The organism is Streptomyces sp. S4.7 (assembly GCF_010384365.1).
Lineage (GTDB): Bacteria > Actinomycetota > Actinomycetes > Streptomycetales > Streptomycetaceae > Streptomyces.
The window spans coordinates 7,812,446-7,828,171 of sequence record NZ_CP048397.1 but is presented as its reverse complement, the minus strand read 5'-3'; the positions used below and the strand labels follow the sequence as shown (position 1 = coordinate 7,828,171).

The window sequence follows — 15,726 nt, the reverse complement described above, 5'->3', positions numbered from 1 at the left end:
TCAGGATCCTTCTTCCGCGCCCCCGTTCGCTTCACCAGGTCTCCATTCCCCGCCGCCGCGCGGGGGCCGGTTCGCTCGCGGGACCGGCGTCGGTGGAGTCTTCGCCCAAGGTGTCCAGCTCGGGCAGGATCTGGGTGATCAGCGAGACGCGCTCGGCGCCCTCCGGCGCCTCGGCCGCCGTCTCCGGAGTGTCCGAGCGGTAGCGCGCGAGGAGTGCGTGCAATTCCTCCCGCAGGTTCACCGTCTCCTCGGGGGTCAGCCGCAGCGGCCAGTCGCTGATGTCGAAGGTGCCGCGCCACTGGTCGGGGAGCGTCTGGAGCTCGCTGAGCGCCCGTTGCGTGCGCAGGGTGTACGCGGCGGCGACCGACTGGAGATAGGCCAGCGCCGCCTCCGGCTCCCGCTCGGCCAGCTCGGGCTCACTGAACCACGTGGACTGGTGTACCGCGCGCCACCAACGTTCCCGTGCGTTGCCGCGCTCGGCGTCCTCCTCGACGAACCCGGCGTCGCCGAGCTGGCGCAAGTGGTAGCTGGCCGTACCGGAGTTGACCCCGAGCCGCTCGGCGAGCCGGGTGGCCGTCGAAGGGCCGTGCTTGCGCAGCAGTCCGACCAGTTGGACGCGTACCGGGTGGGCGAGGGCCCGCAGTCCCTTGGCGTCCAGGACGACCGTGTTCGAACCGTGCTTGGGACCGCGAGGGGTGCCGTCGGAATCCGTCATACGGAGCAGAGTAGACCACAAACAGTTCTTCGCAAAGACTTGTTCGCGAATATATCTTCGCGAACAAGTCTTGGGATTCCCGGACGGAACCCGGCCGTGGGCCCCCTGACCGGAGCCCCGGGGGACCCACGCACGCTCAGCCGCGAGGCCCCTCGGCCGCCGCGAGCCACTTGACCAGCAGGAATTCGAGCCGCGCCGCCTCGTCCTCGGTCAGGGCTCCCAGCAGGCGGCGCTCGTTGGCCATGTGCTCCGAGAAGGCGCGGTCGATGAGCGCCCGGCCCTCCGGGGTCAGCGCGACGACCCTGCCGCGACCGTCGCTCTCGCTGGCCCGCCGCGACACGAGCCCGGCCCGTTCGAGCCGGTCGACACGTTTCGTCATCGCGCCCGTCGTGACCATGGTGTACTCGGCCAGCTCGCCGGGGGCACGTTCGAACGGCGACCCCGCCCGCCGCAGCGCGGCCAGGACGTCGAAGTCCCCCTCCCCGAGCCCGTATTTCCGGTACACGACACACAACTCCTCGGTGAGATAGGCGCCGAGGCGGTGCAGCCGCCCGATCACGCCCTGCGGACGGACATCGACATCGGGGCGCTCGCGGGCCCATTCCCGCTGGATACGGGCCACGCGGTCAAGGGATTCGGTCATGACGGGAATAATACCTTCCAGGGAAGATACTATTGCTTCCATGGAAGCTACCGCCGCAACAAGCTCCGGGGCCGCCCGCTGGTCACTCGTCACCGCCGTCGCGCCGATCGCGTGGGGCACGACGTACTTCGTCACACAGCGTCATCTGCCGGCGGACCATCCGCTTTACGGGGCGGTGTTCCGGGCCCTGCCCGCCGGGATCGTCCTGCTCGCGCTGAGCGGACGACGGCCGCACGGGGCGCTGTGGTGGAAGGCGCTGGTGCTCGGCACCCTGAACATGGGGGCGTTCTTCGCCCTCGTCTACGTGGCGGCGCAGCTCCTGCCGACGAGCATCGCCTCGACGGTCATGGCGACCGCGCCGGTGCTGATGATGCTGCTCGCCTGGCCGCTGCTGGCGGAGCGTCCGCGCGCCCTGCCCGCCGTCGGCGCGGGCGTCGGGATCGCGGGCGTCTGCGTCATGCTCCTGACGAACGCGACCGGCGTCGATCCGCTCGGCGTGCTCGCCTCCGTGGCCGCCATGACGATGTCCTCGATCGGCTACATCCTCACCAAGAAGTGGTGCCCCGACGTCGACGTTCTCGCGCTGACCTCGTGGCAGCTCATCGCCGGAGGAGCGGTCCTGGTGCCGGTCGCGATCGCCGTCGAAGGGGCGCCGCCGGCGCTGGACGGGGGCGCGCTGCTCGGATTCGCCTACCTCTCCGGCATGGCGACGGCCCTCGCGTTCACGGCGTGGTTCACCGGTCTGCGGCACCTGAGCGCGGGAACGGTGGGGCTCATCGGTCTGCTCAACCCGGTCACCGGCGTCCTGCTGGGCACGCTCGTCGCCGGCGACACCCTCACGGCGCGCCAAGGCGTCGGGCTGGTACTGGTGTTCCTCGGCATCGTGCTGGGACAGCCGGGCGTGACACGGGCCGCGTGCGCCCTGCGCACACGGCGGTCGGCGGCCCGCCCCGGCGAACCCGCCCCACGGCCACACGATGACCGGACCCGACGCCAACGGGTCTGATTCCGGGCGTGGTCACGAGCCCGGCACGGGCAGGGACCCGAACCGGACACCGGGCGTCCACGCCCGGTCCTCATCCGCGTCCGGCCCCAGACAGCCGGATCAGTGGACGGAGAACCCGCCGTCCACGAAGACCGACTGCCCGGTGACGTACGCGGAGGCCCGGCTCGCCAGGAACACGGCCGCGCCGGCGAAGTCCTCCGCGAGCCCGTTGCGCCCGGTCATCGTGCGCGCGGCGAGCGCCGCCACGCGCTCGGGGTCGGACGACAGTCGTTCGTTGAGCGGCGTCATCACGAAGCCCGGAACGAGCGTGTTGCAGGTGACCCCGTACCGCGACCACGCCTCGGCCTGTGAACGGGCAAGCGACTCCAGAGCGCCCTTCGAGACGCCGTAGACACCGCTCTGGACGAACGCCCGGTGCGCCTGTTGGGACGTCACGTGCATGATCCGCCCGAAACCGCGCTCGGCCATGCCGGGGCCGAACCGCTGCCCCAGCAGATGGGGCGCCTCCAGATTCACCGACATCGTCGTGTCCCACACGTCGTCACCGGTCTCTCCCAGCGGAGGCCGCAGATTGATCCCGGCGCAGTTGACGAGGGTGTCCGGTTCGCCGAACATCCGCGCCGCCTCGTCGGCCGCCGTACGGACCCCTTCGCGCGTACCGAGATCGCCGCTCACCCATGCCGCCTTGCAGCCACGGTCCGTCAACTCGTCGACGGTGGCGGCCAGTTCCGCCTCCCGGCGGGCCACGACGACAACGCTCGCACCGGCTCGGGCGAGGGCCTGCGCGATGGCCCTGCCGATGCCGGAACTGCCGCCGGTGACCAGGGCGACGCGACCTTCCAAGGAGAACAGTTCGGAGAGATACGCCTGCGAATCCATGCCCGCAGATTAGACGTCACACCTGGCCCACGGGCTGGTGGGGGACGTGACCGCCGCACGGGCCGATCCAGAAACCGATCGGCCGAACCCCTTGACGCACCGGAGGAGACACTTCAGGATCCTGTCTCGGAAACGTTTCCATGGAATCGTTTCCAGACGCTCTCGGGATACAGTCCCGTCAGTCCGAGCGCCCGTCCGACCACCTGCCCAGCCACCCCCGCACACCGATCCGCGAGAGGCACCCATGGACAGCACCGTGACCATCAAGGACGTCGCCGCACTGGCCGGCGTCTCCGTGGGCACGACGTCCCGGGTGCTCTCCGGCAACCCCTCCACCTCCCCCGCCGCCCGTGAACGCGTCCACGCCGCCGTCGCCGAACTCGGCTACCGGCCCGACGCCCGTGCGCGCTCCCTGCGCTCGGCCCGTTCACAGACGGTGGGGCTGCTCATCTCCGACGTACGCAACCCGTTCTTCGCGGATGTGGCGCACGGCGCCGAACAAGCCGCCCTGCGCTCCTCCTACGTCACCCTCCTCGCCAACGCCAACGAGGACCCCGAGCAGCAGGACACCTATCTGGAGTCCTTCCTCACCCAGCGGGTCGACGGCATCATCATCGCCCCGCAGGGCGAGGACAGCGCGAACCTGCGAACCCTCGCCACCACCGTCCCCCTCGTCTTCGTCGACCGGACCGTCGACGGATTCGAGGTGCCCAGCGTGACCTCGGACAACGCGCTGGGCATCGACCAGGCCGTCGCCCATCTCGCCGACCGCGGCCACACCCGTGTCGGCTACATCGGCGGCCCCCGGTCCATCTCCACCGGCCGCGCCAGGCACGACGCGTTCGTGCGTGCCGTCGCCCGGCACGGTCTCGACGCCGACCCCGAGCTGATCACCTCCGGGGACTTCCGCTCGGCGAGCGGTTCGGCGGCGGCCGAACGGCTGCTGTCCGGCGGACGCCCGCCGACCGCGCTGCTCGCGGCCGACAGCCCGATGGCCGTGGGCGCGCTCGGGACGCTGCGCCGCCGTGGGCTGCGCATCGGCTCGGACATCGACCTGGTGGCCTTCGACGACATCGAGTGGTTCTCCGAACTCGACCCGCCGCTGACCGTCGTCTCGCACGACGCACAGGCCATGGGGTCGACGGCGATGAGACTCCTCCTCGACGTCATCGAGGGCCGCACACCCGAGTCGGTGGTCCTGCCGACGCGTCTCGTCGTACGGGAATCGTCGGGCGGCCGGCGCCGGCCCGTCTAGCCGGAAGAAGGCGGTACGCGGCCACACCCCGGCCCGCGCCCGCCGTCCGGATCTCCCCGCCGCGGGAGGCGGGACCGGCGTCCGCCGGTCACCTCGCACATCACACAACTGCTCATCCGTATCAGGCCTTCTGAGGGAGGCGGCCCGCCCGACCGGCGACCGCCGTCCCGTACAGCACGGCGCCTTCCACACCATGAACGGGGATCCCCCATGCCCACCACCGTCTTCGTCGTCGGCAGCCTCAACGCCGACCAGCTCCTGGAGGTGCCCGCGTTCCCGGCGGCCGGCGAGACCGTGCTCGCGTCGGACGTACTGATCACCGCGGGAGGCAAGGGCGGCAACCAGGCCGTGGCGGCCTCACGGGCCGGTGCGGCGGTCACCATGATCGGCGCGCTCGGCGACGACGCGCACGGCCGGCTCGTACGCCGGGCACTGACCGAATCGGGTGTGGACACCGGGTGGGTGGTGACCGCGGACGGTACGCACACGGGCACGGCGGTCGTCGCCGTGGAGGCGGGCGGCGAGAACCGCATCATCGTGGCGTCCGGCGCGAACGCCCGTCTCACCCGGCGGGACGTCGAATCGGGGCTGGCCGCGGCGGCGCCCGGCGATCTCGTACTGCTCCAGCTGGAGACCCCGGTGGAGGTGGTCGCCCACGCGGCCCGCTTCGCCAAGGAGCGCGGCGCCACCGTCGTACTCAACGCCGCCCCGGCGCCCGCCGACGCCGGCTGCCTGTCGGCCGACATCGATCTGCTGGTGGTCAACGAGGTGGAGATGCGGGCGGTGGCCGGGCTGGTCGGCGCGGACGAGACCGGCACGGGCGAGGGCCGGGACACGGCGGACACCGTGCTCACCACGTCCCGGGCGCTGGACTGTGTCGTCGTCTGCACCACGGGCGCGGACGGCGCGTACGTCAACACCGGCGACCGGGTGGTCCACATCCCCGCCGTACGGGTCACCGCGGTCGACACCACCGCGGCCGGCGACACCTACACCGGCTATCTCGCGGCGGCCCTCGCCCGGGGCGAGAGCGACCTGCCCGCCGCACTGGCGACGGCTTCGGCCGCGGCGGCGGTCACGGTCACGCGGCGCGGGGCGATGGCCGCGATCCCGTACGCGGACGAGATCGGCGAGGCGCGCGCGATCTCGGACGCCACCGGCACCACGACACGACCCGCGTCACCGGCGGCACCGACATCAACGAACTCACCACGAAGGGCTGACACATGAGAATCGCACTGGGCAACGACCACGCCGGACACGCGCTGAAGGACCATGTGCGCGGCGTTCTGGATCGGCTCGGCCACGAAGTCCTCGACCGCGGCACGGACAGTGACGCGCCGGTCGACTTCCCCGACATCACCTTCGCCACCTGCGACGCCGTACGCACCGGTGAGGCCGACCGCGCCGTGCTCGTGTGCGGAACCGGCGCCGGCGCGCTGATGGCGGCCAACAAGATCGCCGGGATCCGCTGCGGCCTCGGGCACGACGTCTACTCGGCCCACCAAGCGGTCGAGCACGACGACGCGAACGCCATCGCCATGGGTGCCTGGCTGATCGGTCCGGCGATGGCGGGCGCGGTGGTCGAGGCGTTCCTCGGCGCGACGTTCGACAACGACGAGGACACCCTCCGGCGTGTCGCCAAGCTCCACGAGCTGGAGCTCAGGTCGGCGCGCGAACTCGCGGCGGAGCTCCCCGCCGACGGGAACTGACCGCCGCTCCTCCCCCTCCCCCACCCCGCACCCCCGTCCCCACGCACACCACCCGCAGAAGTACCCCCACCGCGTAACCGGTGATCAAAGGAGATTAGGAGTTACGGCATGAGCGCGAGCAACAGCGCACCCTCCCCGGCCGCCGCCACCGCTCAGGACGGCAGCCGCGGCAAGCTGAGGACCTCCCTCGGAGCCGCCGCGGGAACCTGTGTGGAGAACTACGACTTCGTCGCCTACGGCACGGCGTCCGCCCTCTACTTCGGTGACGTCTTCTTCCCCGAGTCCGACCCGGTCGTCGGGACCCTGCTGGCCTTCGTCACGCTCGGCGTCGGCTTCCTGATGCGTCCCATCGGCGGCGCCGTCGGCGGCCACCTCGGCGACAAGTACGGCCGCAAGCCCGTCCTGGTCTCCGCACTGCTGACGATGGGCATCGCCACGGTCCTCATCGGTGTGCTGCCCACCTACGCGCAGGCCGGTATCGCCGCGCCGATCCTGCTGGTGCTGATCCGGATGGTGCAGGGCCTCGCGTTCGGTGCCGAGTGGGGCGGCGCGGTGATGATGGCGTACGAGCACGCGCCCCGCAGGCGGCGCGGTCTGTACGCGGCGATACCCCAGGCGGGCAATCCGCTGGGCATCGCGCTGGCCAACATCGTCTTCCTGCTGTCCGTGAACTTCGACAGCGACTGGGCGTGGCGCGTGCCGTTCCTGGCCAGCTCGGTGCTGATCGTGGTCGGCCTGGTCGTCCGGGTGAAGCTGACGGAGTCACCGGAGTTCGAGGAGACCAAGGCGAGCGGCGGGACCGTCAGGAACCCGCTCGCGACGGTGCTGCGCAACGACTGGCGGAACATTCTGCGGATCATCGCGCTGCGCGTCGTCGAGTCGTGCGCCTACTACCTGACGGCGACCTATCTGCTGTCGTACATCACCGACCGGGACGAGAACGACCGGGGCATCGCCCTCGCGGGCATCGTCATCGCGAGTCTGCTCGCGGTGGGCACGACGGTGCTGTCCGGTGCGCTGACCGACCGGATCGGCCGCCGGAAGCTGTATCTGGCCGGGTGTCTGATGGCGGTCGCGTTCGGCTTCCCGATGTTCCTGATGGCCAACACCGGCAACCCGGTGCTCGTGGTGCTGATCTATCTGATCGCGATCGGTGTGATCCACGCGGCGCTCACCGGTACGCAGGCGGCGTGGTTCGCCGAGCTGTTCAAGACCAACACCCGTACGTCCGGCGCCTCGCTGGGCTACCAGGTCGCGGCGTCCGTCGCCGGGTTCGCGCCGTTCCTGGCCGTGCTGCTGGCGGAGTCGTTCGACTGGGTGGGCCCGGCCGGTTTCTATGTGGTCATCGGGCTGGTCGGACTGATCGGCGTGGCGACGACGAGTGAGACGTGGGGTCCGCGCGAGCGCGCGGCGGCGGTGGCCGCCGAGAAGGCGGAGGCGTCGCCGGCGCTCCCGGGTCCTCGCGGCACGAACGAGGCGGCGGCCGGGTCGGAGGGGACGGCCCGTCGGTCCTGAGCCCGCCAGCTCGCGACGGGGCTCAGCGGCGGTGGCGCGGTTACGGTCCGGGGGCCGGTACCGCATCACCGCCGTTTCCGTGCCGACACGGGTCCGGTGCATTCCGGTCTGTTCCGGCTTGTCGCGTCCTGTTCCGGCTCGCGGAACCGGTACGCCGGACGAGGCATCCGCGACGGCCCCGGCGCCGAATACCTTCCGCGGTGGATGGGGCCCCACCCACCGCGGATGACAGAAGAGAGGTCAGGCACCACGTGCCCGTCAGCGATCCCCGTGCTCCGCTCCCGCCCGCCCTCGTGCTCGACAGATCGGCCGCGCGACCCCGTACCGCCGTACTGCTGCTGCACGGCGGACGCTCCGAGGGCATGGAGCCACCACCCCGGATGAATCTGGCCGCCGTGCGGATGCTGCCGTTCACGCGGGCGGTGCTGCGCGCCACCGAGGGCCACGACGTCCTCGTGGGGAGGGTCCGCTACCGGCACCGGGGATGGAACGGCACGCGGGCCGACGCGGCGGTGGACGCGCTGCGGGCGCTCGACGAGCTGGAACAGCTCGCGGGTCCGGTACGGGTGGTGCTGGTCGGTCATTCGATGGGCGGGCGCGCCGCGCTCACCGTGGCCGGGCACGACCTGGTGCGCGGCGTGGTGGGTCTGGCGCCTTGGTGTCCGTCCGGGGATCCGGTGGGCCAGCTCATGGACCGGCAGGTCGTTCTCGTGCACGGTGACCGGGACCGTACGACCGACCCGCTGGGCAGCCGAGACCTGGTGCGCCGCGCCCGTGCGGCGGGCGCCGACGCGTGCGTGGTGCAGATGACCGGCGGTGACCACGCGATGCTCCGGCGGGCCGACGAGTGGCATTCGCTCACGACCGAGCTGGTCTCGGGCCTGCTCGGCCTCGCTCCGCTGCCCGGTCCGGTACGCCGCGCGTTCGACGAGGGGCGGGACCCGGCCCCGAGCGGCTGACGTCCCCGTCATCCCTTGCGGGGCTTGTCTGCGGGGCTTGTCCACCGCGTCGCCGGTCACCGCGCCGACCGCTCCGGCCGATCCCGGCCGTCGCGCTCGGTCGGTCCCGGTCAGTCGCGCTCGGTCGTGACAAGCGCCGCCGGGAGGTCGGCGAGGATCGCCGAGACCGTCTGCGCCGGTGTCTGCTCCGTCGTGTCGAGCCACAGACCGATGCGCGGAGTCTCCGAGCGCAGGCTGTGGTCGAGCGCCTCGACCGACCAGACGCCGTAGCCGGTCTTCGGACGCGCTTGCTCCCTGCTCCGTACGGCCTCGGCCGAGGGGGCGAGCACGACGACGTAGAGAGGCCGTGTGCGGACCCTGGCGACGAATCGGCTCAGGTCCTCGCCGATGACGATGTCCTGGACGACGGCTGTCCATCCGTCTTCGGCGTAGGCGTCCGCCACCGTCACCGTGATCCGTTGGCGCAGGTCCAGTTGGGCCCCGGCCTCCGCGGTCTCCTCGGGCAGCAGTTCCTCCCGGCCGGAGACGAGCATGCGGCGGAAGGTGTCGCCGCGGACGTGGGCGGCGCGGGGCAGCCGTTCGGCCAGCAGGCCGGCGACGGTGGACTTCCCGGCGGCCATCACGCCGGTGATCAGGACGACCGCGGCACGCAGTTGGGCGCTCACCCGGGCTTCCCCCCTCGCCGACGGCACTCAGCCGCGGCCGTTGTCGATGACGCAGAAGCGGTTGCCTTCGGTGTCGGCGAGGACGACGAAGTCGGGGTCGTCGGGATAGAGGTCCCAGTCGACGCGTTCGGCCCCCAGGGACACCAGGCGCGCGACTTCCGCGGCCTGCTCGGCGGCGTCGCCCGCGTAGAGGTCGAGGTGGACGCGGGGGTGCTTCTGCACCGGCGTCCCACTGAGTCCGAGGGAGATTCCCGGCCCCGTGCCGTCGGCGGGGACGAGGACGACCCAGTCGCCCCCGACCTCGCCGTCGCGCGGGACGTAGCCAAGGGCCCGTCTCCAGAATCCGGCCGCGCGCCGCACGTCGGAAGCGCCCATCACGATCGTCCCGATGCTGATCATCCGGTGATGGTGTCAGACCCGCCGCGGGGTGATCAATTCGTGTCGGCCGTCGCCCGCCGTCGCACGCGATCTCTTCCGGTCCTCACGCGTTCGGCAGTGCGCGGCGGCACAGGAGAAGCCCCGGTGGCGTGATCACTCGATCTCGCCATCGGGGCTCACTTTCGCCGTCTTCGCGCCGACGCTTCCCGGCGCAACTCATCCGCGTTTCGGTGCGTCGCCGTAACGGCGCTCGAAGCGCTCCACACGGCCCGCGGTGTCAAGAACCTGCGATTTACCGGTGTAGAAGGGGTGGCTCGCCGATGATGTCTCGACGTCGATGACGGGGTACTTCCCCCCGTCCTCCCACTCGATCGTCATGTCCGGTTCCGCGGTCGAGCGCGTCAGAAACGCGTAATCGCCAGCGCGGTCGCGGAAAACCACCGGACGGGATACGGGGTGGATACGAGGCTTCATATGTGATCCCTTCCTGCCGACTCGCCTGGGGTCCGATCGACCCCCGCTGTGTCGTTCAACGGTGGGAGGAGGACGGTTATTCCACCGAATTCAGGTACTCCACCGGTCGCCGATGAACAGGTAGTTGGCCCGTACCGACCCCGAGTGACCAGGCGGTCCGGTGATATTCTCAGTGTATGGCTGACCGAATACATCGGGTCATTATCGAGGGCTCCCTGATCAGTACTCCGCGGTTGATCCTTCGACCGTGGGCGACGGGCGACGCCGAGGCCGCCCTGCCGGTGTACGGCGTGGACGAGGTGTCCCGGTGGCTCGCCCCGGCTCTGGAGCCGGTGTCGGACCTGGCAGCCATGGAGCGCCTGATCGAGCGGTGGGTCGCCGAGTCGGAGACTCTCGAACCTCCCCAGGGCCGGTGGGCCGTCTCCCTGCGCGAGACCGGTGAGCTGGTCGGTGGGGTGGCCCTGCTGCCGCTGCCGCCCCTCGGCAGCGATCTGGAGATCGGCTGGCAGCTGGCTCCCGGTGTCTGGGGGCAGGGTCTGGCCGCGGAGGCGGGCCATGCCGTGGCGCATCAGGCCTTCGAGTCGGACGCCGGGGTCGAGGAACTGTTCGCGGTGGTACGGCCCCGGAACACGCGAGGCGCGGCGACGGCCCGGCGGGTCGGGATGGAGTGGGTCGGCGAGACGGAGAAGTATTACAACCTGCAGTTGCAGGTCTACCGTCTGCGCAAGGGTGATCTCGACGCGGGCGGTCCCACGGCGGCCTTTTCCTAGGGGATCAGGGAGCGCCGGGAGAGCGGGAAGCGCCGGAGAGTCACGGCCGGTCCTCCACCAGGGGATGGGACGCGTGGCAGGTGTGGTCGAGGAACGCTTTCCAGGGCGCGCGGGAGAAACCCAGCACGGCACGGTGCGGATACCGCGAATCACGGATCATGACCCGGTCGGTGTGCCGGGCGAGTTCCACGCAGTTGTCGGCGCCGGCATCGCTGAAGCTGCTCTTGCGCCATGCCCATGACTCAGTCACCCACGCCTCCTTGACGATGTGTGCGGAAAGCCTGGTTGGGGCAGCTCGCTGCGGCGGTGCGACTCTCGGTCCGACGAATTCGATCAAGTGCAGGGAAACGTCGGCACGTTGCTTCAGGATAACAATCGCGCACGGGAAAACGAACATGCCGGATTCCGCCATGATCGCGGGTGTTGCGTTCACGCCAGATGGCCGTGTGCGCGGCCTTGCGGCGCCGGGTGTGATGGATACGCTGGCTGCGCAGACGTAGCTCAAGGGGGATGACCGATGACGCGTTCGATGCTCTCGCGCTCACCTCGCACCACGGGCTGGTTCTGGTCCGGTTACGCCCTGTTGACGGGAATCCTCGCGTTCGGCGCCGGCTACGGCGCGGCGAGTGCCGCCGGTACGGCGGTGGCCGGTGTCCTCACGGCGCTGGTTCTCACGGCGGCAGCGGGCTGGTGGGCGCCTCCTCTTCTCCGGTCGGCTCGGCGGGTGCCGCCCCGGCCGGCCGGGCAACCCCGGCCCCGGCACTGGGCGTTGCCTCCGACGGACTGATCGCCCCGCGTCCGCCCGACATGAGGTTCAGCCGGGTGCGCAACCGGGCCACGAGCAGGACGCCCGCCCCACAGCCGGCCACGCCGAACCAGCCCTGCGGGTTCGGGACAAGGACCGAGAAGACGATGTAGAAGGACCCGCCCAGCACCACCGGCGGAATCGTGACGACCCACAGCAGATGGACCGTCCGCGCCCGGAAGGGCAGTACGTGGTGAATGATCTCGTTGCAGATGTGCACCCAGGTTTCGACACCGGGGCGTTTACGTCCTGGCATGCCGGTACCCCCGTACCCTCCACCGGCGGCAACGGATGCCGCCGCCGGTGAGAGCCGCCGACCTGTTCATCAGCCACCTCGGTGATCACTCGTCAGAAACCGCGGCATCGGGCGTGGCCGCGGGTGGCGCGTTGCTCAGAGGTAGCGGATCGGTCCCGGTCTTCTACGGCTCGCCGGCCTCGGCCGGGAGCGTCAGGTCCTCGCTTCCTTCACCGATGTGCTCGACGACCTGGCGCAGCACCTGCTCCATGTCGCCACCGAGTGCCTGGTCCTCCAGTTCGTAGAAGGCCTCGATGTACTTCCCCGTCACCTCCGGGGCGCTGCTCGCGAACGAATCCCCGCGCGGGTTCTCCAGATAGACGGAGTCGGGCATGCCCTCCTCGGAGAACTCGAACAGGGTGAAGGGGCCGAGGATGCCCTGGTGTGCGCCGGCGCTGAACGGCATGACCTGGATCGTGATCCGGGGGTGGGCCGCCAGGTCCGCCAGCCGTTCGAGCTGGGCGCGCATCACGCCCGGTCCGCCGACCTGCCGGCGCAGGACCGACTCGTCGAGGACCATCAGGAGCTTCGGCCCCTCCTCGCCCTCCAGCAGGTCCTGCCGGGCGAGGCGTGCCTCGACCAGACGGTCGAGCCGTTCGGGGGAGGTCGCCTGGGAGGTTCCCGCGACGAGTGCCCGCATGTACTCCTCCGTCTGGAAGAGACCGGGCACCACGAAGAAGTGGAAGCCTCGGATGATCGAGGCGGAGGACTCCAGGGCGAGGAAGGAGAGGAATTCCTTGCTGAACACGTCGCGGTACTCGCTGAAGGGCATCTTCCGGCTGCCCCTGGCCAGTTCCAGCAGTCCCTCGGTCTTGCGTCGCTCCGTCACCCCGTATTCGGCGAGCAGCGCCTTGAGGTCGTTGACGGTGACCGCGACTTCGCCCGCCTCGATTCTGATGAGTTTCGAGGGGCTCCATTCCATCTTGATGGCGACCTGACGCTGGGTCAGTCCCGCGTTGCCCCGGGCCCTGCGGAGCTCGGTCCGCAGACGCAGGCGCTGCACGGCGGCACTCGGCGTGCTCACGATTGCCACCTCCCTGCCGCGATGGTCTCAAATGCAAGGTAGCAGATAGTCATATTGCCTTAACAGACCTTACCGATAGAGGGTTGTCGATCAAGAAACACCAGGTCAGCGCCTCGTCCTCGATGGGCCGGTACGCGGTACGCCAGGTTTGATGTGCGAGCACGCAGATCGCCACCTGTCCAGCAGGCGGGAGGCGCGTCGCGGGATACCGTATCGGATCTCACACGACGTCATATGCCATTCGGTCACGCGTCGCCGAGAACGCCCCGACGGTCCGCCATGGCGCCCCTTGGACCTCCTTCACCATGTGCTTGACAAGGTCTAGACCTTCCTTTTCAATCCAATCGACACACCACTCATGCGCATCTCCTCCTTGGCCCTGTCGGCGAACCGACAGGGCTCTGTGCGCCGTTGGCGCGAAGGGAAAGGATTCAGAGATGTCGAGCAAATCCGGCAGAGGCGTTTCCCTCGTACGGTCCGCGATCCTCCTCACGGTCGCAGCCCTCATCGCTACCGCCTTCACCGCTCCGGCCGCCCAGGCGGCCGACGGCCGGATAACCGGTCTGGCCGGCAAGTGCGTCGACGCCGCCGGGGCGAGCAACGCCAACGGCACCCCCGTACAGATCTACGACTGCAACGGCAGCAACGCGCAGCACTGGTCCAACTCGGGCGACGGCACGCTGCGCGCGCTCGGCAAGTGCCTGGACGTCGTGGGCAACAGCACCGCCGACGGCGCCCTCGTCCAGCTGTGGGACTGCACCGGCGGCCCGAACCAGCGCTGGGCCGTCTCCGGGGCGAACGACATCGTCAACCCGCAGGCGGACAAGTGCCTGGACGTTCAGAACCGGAGTACGGCGAACGGCACCCGGCTCCAGATATGGACCTGCACGGGGCAGTCGAACCAGAAGTGGAACGCGCCGAGCGGTGGCGGCGGCAACCCGTCGCCGGGCGGGTTCGTCGTCAGCGAGGCGCAGTTCAACCAGATGTTCCCGAGCCGCAACGGCTTCTACAGCTACGGCGGTCTCACCGCGGCGCTGAGCGCCTACCCCGCCTTCGCGACCACCGGCAGCGACACCGTCAAGCGCCAGGAGGCCGCGGCGTTCCTCGCCAACGTCAGCCACGAAACCGGCGGCCTGGTCCATGTCGTGGAGCAGAACACGGCCAACTACCCGCACTACTGCGACGCTTCGCAGTCCTACGGGTGCCCGGCCGGCCAGGCGGCGTACTACGGCCGCGGACCCATCCAGCTCAGCTGGAACTTCAACTACAAGGCGGCCGGTGACGCACTCGGCATCAACCTGCTCGCCGACCCGTGGCGGGTGCAGAACGACTCGGCCGTCGCCTGGAAGACCGGCCTCTGGTACCGGAACACCCAGAACGGTCCGGGCACCATGACCCCCCACAACGCGATGGTCAACCAGGCCGGCTTCGGTCAGACGATCCGGTCCATCAACGGCTCGCTGGAGTGCGACGGACGCAACCCCGCGACGGTCCAGAGCCGGATCAGCAACTACCAGCGCTTCACCCAGATCCTGGGCGTCGCGCCGGGCGGCAACCTGTACTGCTGACCTGCCCCGGCAGGACGTACGGACCGTGTGGCTCCTGGGCGGCTTCCCCGGAGCCACACGCGTTCCCGGCCGCCGTAGGGTGACCGCGTGACGAAAGAGACGAAAGAAGCGGAGACGAAGAACGCCGACCGGCTGCTCTACGGCTGTATGGGGCTGGGCGGCGGCTGGGACACCACCCCCTACGGCCCGGCGGACATCGACGCCGCCGAGGCGGCCGTCGAGGCGGCGCTGGAGAGCGGGATCACCACGTTCGACCACGCCGACATCTACCGGCACGGGAAGTCGGAGGCCGTCTTCGGGGAGGTCCTCGGCCGCGCCCCCGGGCTGCGGGAGCGTGTCGTCGTACAGACGAAGTGCGGTATCCGGCTCGCCGACGGCGACCGGCCCGGCATCTACGACCTGCGCGCCGCCAGCATCGTCCGGCGCGTCGAGGAGAGCCTGACCAGACTGCGTACGGACGTCATCGACGTCCTGCTGCTGCACCGGCCCGACCCGCTCGCCGACCCGGACGACATCGCGAGCGCCCTCACCTCGCTCCACCAGCAGGGTCTCGTGCGGCGGTTCGGCGTGTCGAACATGGGCGGCGCGCAGATCGCCCCACTGCGGGCGGGGCTCGGATTCCCGCTGGTCGCCAACCAGTTGGAGATGAGCCTGGCGCGCCGGGACTGGGTCGAGGCCGGGGTGCTGGTCAACACCCCGGAGGCGGCCGAGAACGGATATCCGCTCGGGACGACCGAGTACTGCCGGGCGAACGGGATCGCGATCCAGGCGTGGGGAGCCCTCGCGCGGGGACGGTACACGGGCCGTCAGGAGACCCCGGACGAGCGGGCGACGGCGCGGCTCGTCGCCTCCCTGGCCGAGGCGAAGAACACCACGCCGGAGACGATCCTGCTGTGGTGGCTGCAACGGCACCCCGCCCGGATCGCGCCGGTCGTCGGCAGCGCGCGGCCGGAGCGCATCCGCGCCTGCGCCGACGCGGCCGTACGGGAGCCTGAACTCACCCACGAGGAGTGGTACGACCTGTGGCTGACGGCGCGCGGCGCGCCGCTGCCCTGACGGGGAG

Annotated in this window: 18 protein-coding genes; 9 read left to right on the top strand and 9 right to left on the bottom strand. The window is 70.4% G+C overall.

From position 1 onward, the window contains the following. Positions 1-31 precede the first annotated feature (31 nt). Together SSPS47_RS34145 and SSPS47_RS34140 are read right to left on the bottom strand one after the other, a co-directional pair. Positions 32-715 carry a winged helix-turn-helix domain-containing protein gene (locus tag SSPS47_RS34145; RefSeq protein ID WP_164254255.1) on the bottom strand — a complete coding sequence of 228 codons (684 nt, stop codon included), beginning with the start codon at positions 713-715 and terminating at the stop codon, positions 32-34. A 136-nt stretch (positions 716-851) separates the two neighbouring features. After that, a complete protein-coding gene (locus SSPS47_RS34140; RefSeq protein ID WP_164254254.1) occupies positions 852-1,358 on the bottom strand; it encodes a MarR family transcriptional regulator in 507 nt (168 codons plus the stop codon). A 40-nt stretch (positions 1,359-1,398) separates the two neighbouring features. On the opposite strand from SSPS47_RS34140, the gene SSPS47_RS34135 reads away from it, so the two are divergent. Then, positions 1,399-2,364, top strand: a complete 966-nt coding sequence (locus tag SSPS47_RS34135) for an EamA family transporter (RefSeq protein ID WP_164254253.1) — start codon at positions 1,399-1,401, stop codon at positions 2,362-2,364. Between the two features lie 99 nt (positions 2,365-2,463). On the opposite strand, the gene SSPS47_RS34130 is transcribed toward SSPS47_RS34135, so the two are convergent. Then, positions 2,464-3,243: an SDR family oxidoreductase gene (locus tag SSPS47_RS34130; protein WP_164254252.1), complete on the bottom strand. Its 780-nt coding sequence runs from the start codon at positions 3,241-3,243 to the stop codon at positions 2,464-2,466. A 244-nt stretch (positions 3,244-3,487) separates the two neighbouring features. On the opposite strand from SSPS47_RS34130, the gene SSPS47_RS34125 reads away from it, so the two are divergent. The 5 genes from SSPS47_RS34125 to SSPS47_RS34105 all read left to right on the top strand — a co-directional run bounded on the left by SSPS47_RS34125 (position 3,488) and on the right by SSPS47_RS34105 (position 8,684). Beyond that, a complete protein-coding gene (locus SSPS47_RS34125) occupies positions 3,488-4,498 on the top strand; it encodes a LacI family DNA-binding transcriptional regulator (protein ID WP_164254251.1) in 1,011 nt (336 codons plus the stop codon). Between the two features lie 210 nt (positions 4,499-4,708). Continuing rightward, the gene (locus tag SSPS47_RS34120; RefSeq protein ID WP_164254250.1) at positions 4,709-5,728 is read left to right on the top strand and encodes a ribokinase; all 1,020 of its coding nucleotides are present in this window, start codon (positions 4,709-4,711) and stop codon (positions 5,726-5,728) included. Beyond that, entirely contained in the window at positions 5,725-6,210 is a 486-nt protein-coding gene (locus SSPS47_RS34115) for an RpiB/LacA/LacB family sugar-phosphate isomerase (protein WP_164254249.1), read from the top strand. Before SSPS47_RS34120 ends, SSPS47_RS34115 begins: the two co-directional genes overlap by 4 nt. A gap of 108 nt (positions 6,211-6,318) precedes the next feature. Continuing rightward, a complete protein-coding gene (locus tag SSPS47_RS34110; RefSeq protein ID WP_164254248.1) occupies positions 6,319-7,725 on the top strand; it encodes an MFS transporter in 1,407 nt (468 codons plus the stop codon). A 362-nt stretch (positions 7,726-8,087) separates the two neighbouring features. Next, positions 8,088-8,684, top strand: a complete 597-nt coding sequence (locus tag SSPS47_RS34105; RefSeq protein WP_239065369.1) for an alpha/beta hydrolase — start codon at positions 8,088-8,090, stop codon at positions 8,682-8,684. Between the two features lie 110 nt (positions 8,685-8,794). Here the strand turns inward: SSPS47_RS34105 and SSPS47_RS34100 are convergent, their stop codons facing one another. From SSPS47_RS34100 to SSPS47_RS34090, 3 genes are all read right to left on the bottom strand, one after another. Beyond that, positions 8,795-9,349, bottom strand: coding sequence for an AAA family ATPase (locus SSPS47_RS34100; protein ID WP_275405186.1), 555 nt, complete (start codon positions 9,347-9,349; stop codon positions 8,795-8,797). Between the two features lie 27 nt (positions 9,350-9,376). Then, positions 9,377-9,748 carry a VOC family protein gene (locus SSPS47_RS34095; RefSeq protein WP_164254246.1) on the bottom strand — a complete coding sequence of 124 codons (372 nt, stop codon included), beginning with the start codon at positions 9,746-9,748 and terminating at the stop codon, positions 9,377-9,379. A gap of 195 nt (positions 9,749-9,943) precedes the next feature. Further along, positions 9,944-10,201 (bottom strand): type B 50S ribosomal protein L31, encoded by a 258-nt coding sequence (locus SSPS47_RS34090; protein ID WP_164254245.1) that lies wholly within the window; start codon positions 10,199-10,201, stop codon positions 9,944-9,946. 176 nt (positions 10,202-10,377) lie between these two features. Here SSPS47_RS34090 and SSPS47_RS34085 point away from each other — a divergent pair, with 176 nt between their 5' ends. Next, positions 10,378-10,971, top strand: coding sequence for a GNAT family N-acetyltransferase (locus tag SSPS47_RS34085; protein ID WP_164254244.1), 594 nt, complete (start codon positions 10,378-10,380; stop codon positions 10,969-10,971). Between the two features lie 40 nt (positions 10,972-11,011). On the opposite strand, the gene SSPS47_RS34080 is transcribed toward SSPS47_RS34085, so the two are convergent. The 3 genes from SSPS47_RS34080 to SSPS47_RS34070 all read right to left on the bottom strand — a co-directional run bounded on the left by SSPS47_RS34080 (position 11,012) and on the right by SSPS47_RS34070 (position 13,095). Continuing rightward, positions 11,012-11,404 carry a DUF397 domain-containing protein gene (locus SSPS47_RS34080; RefSeq protein WP_239065183.1) on the bottom strand — a complete coding sequence of 131 codons (393 nt, stop codon included), beginning with the start codon at positions 11,402-11,404 and terminating at the stop codon, positions 11,012-11,014. Between the two features lie 238 nt (positions 11,405-11,642). Continuing rightward, positions 11,643-12,032: a hypothetical protein gene (locus SSPS47_RS34075; protein ID WP_164254243.1), complete on the bottom strand. Its 390-nt coding sequence runs from the start codon at positions 12,030-12,032 to the stop codon at positions 11,643-11,645. 163 nt (positions 12,033-12,195) lie between these two features. After that, entirely contained in the window at positions 12,196-13,095 is a 900-nt protein-coding gene (locus SSPS47_RS34070; RefSeq protein WP_147877226.1) for a helix-turn-helix transcriptional regulator, read from the bottom strand. A 437-nt stretch (positions 13,096-13,532) separates the two neighbouring features. Here SSPS47_RS34070 and SSPS47_RS34065 point away from each other — a divergent pair, with 437 nt between their 5' ends. Together SSPS47_RS34065 and SSPS47_RS34060 are read left to right on the top strand one after the other, a co-directional pair. Next, positions 13,533-14,663, top strand: a complete 1,131-nt coding sequence (locus SSPS47_RS34065) for a glycoside hydrolase family 19 protein (RefSeq protein ID WP_164254242.1) — start codon at positions 13,533-13,535, stop codon at positions 14,661-14,663. 87 nt (positions 14,664-14,750) lie between these two features. Then, entirely contained in the window at positions 14,751-15,719 is a 969-nt protein-coding gene (locus tag SSPS47_RS34060; RefSeq protein WP_239065182.1) for an aldo/keto reductase, read from the top strand. Positions 15,720-15,726 lie beyond the last annotated feature (7 nt).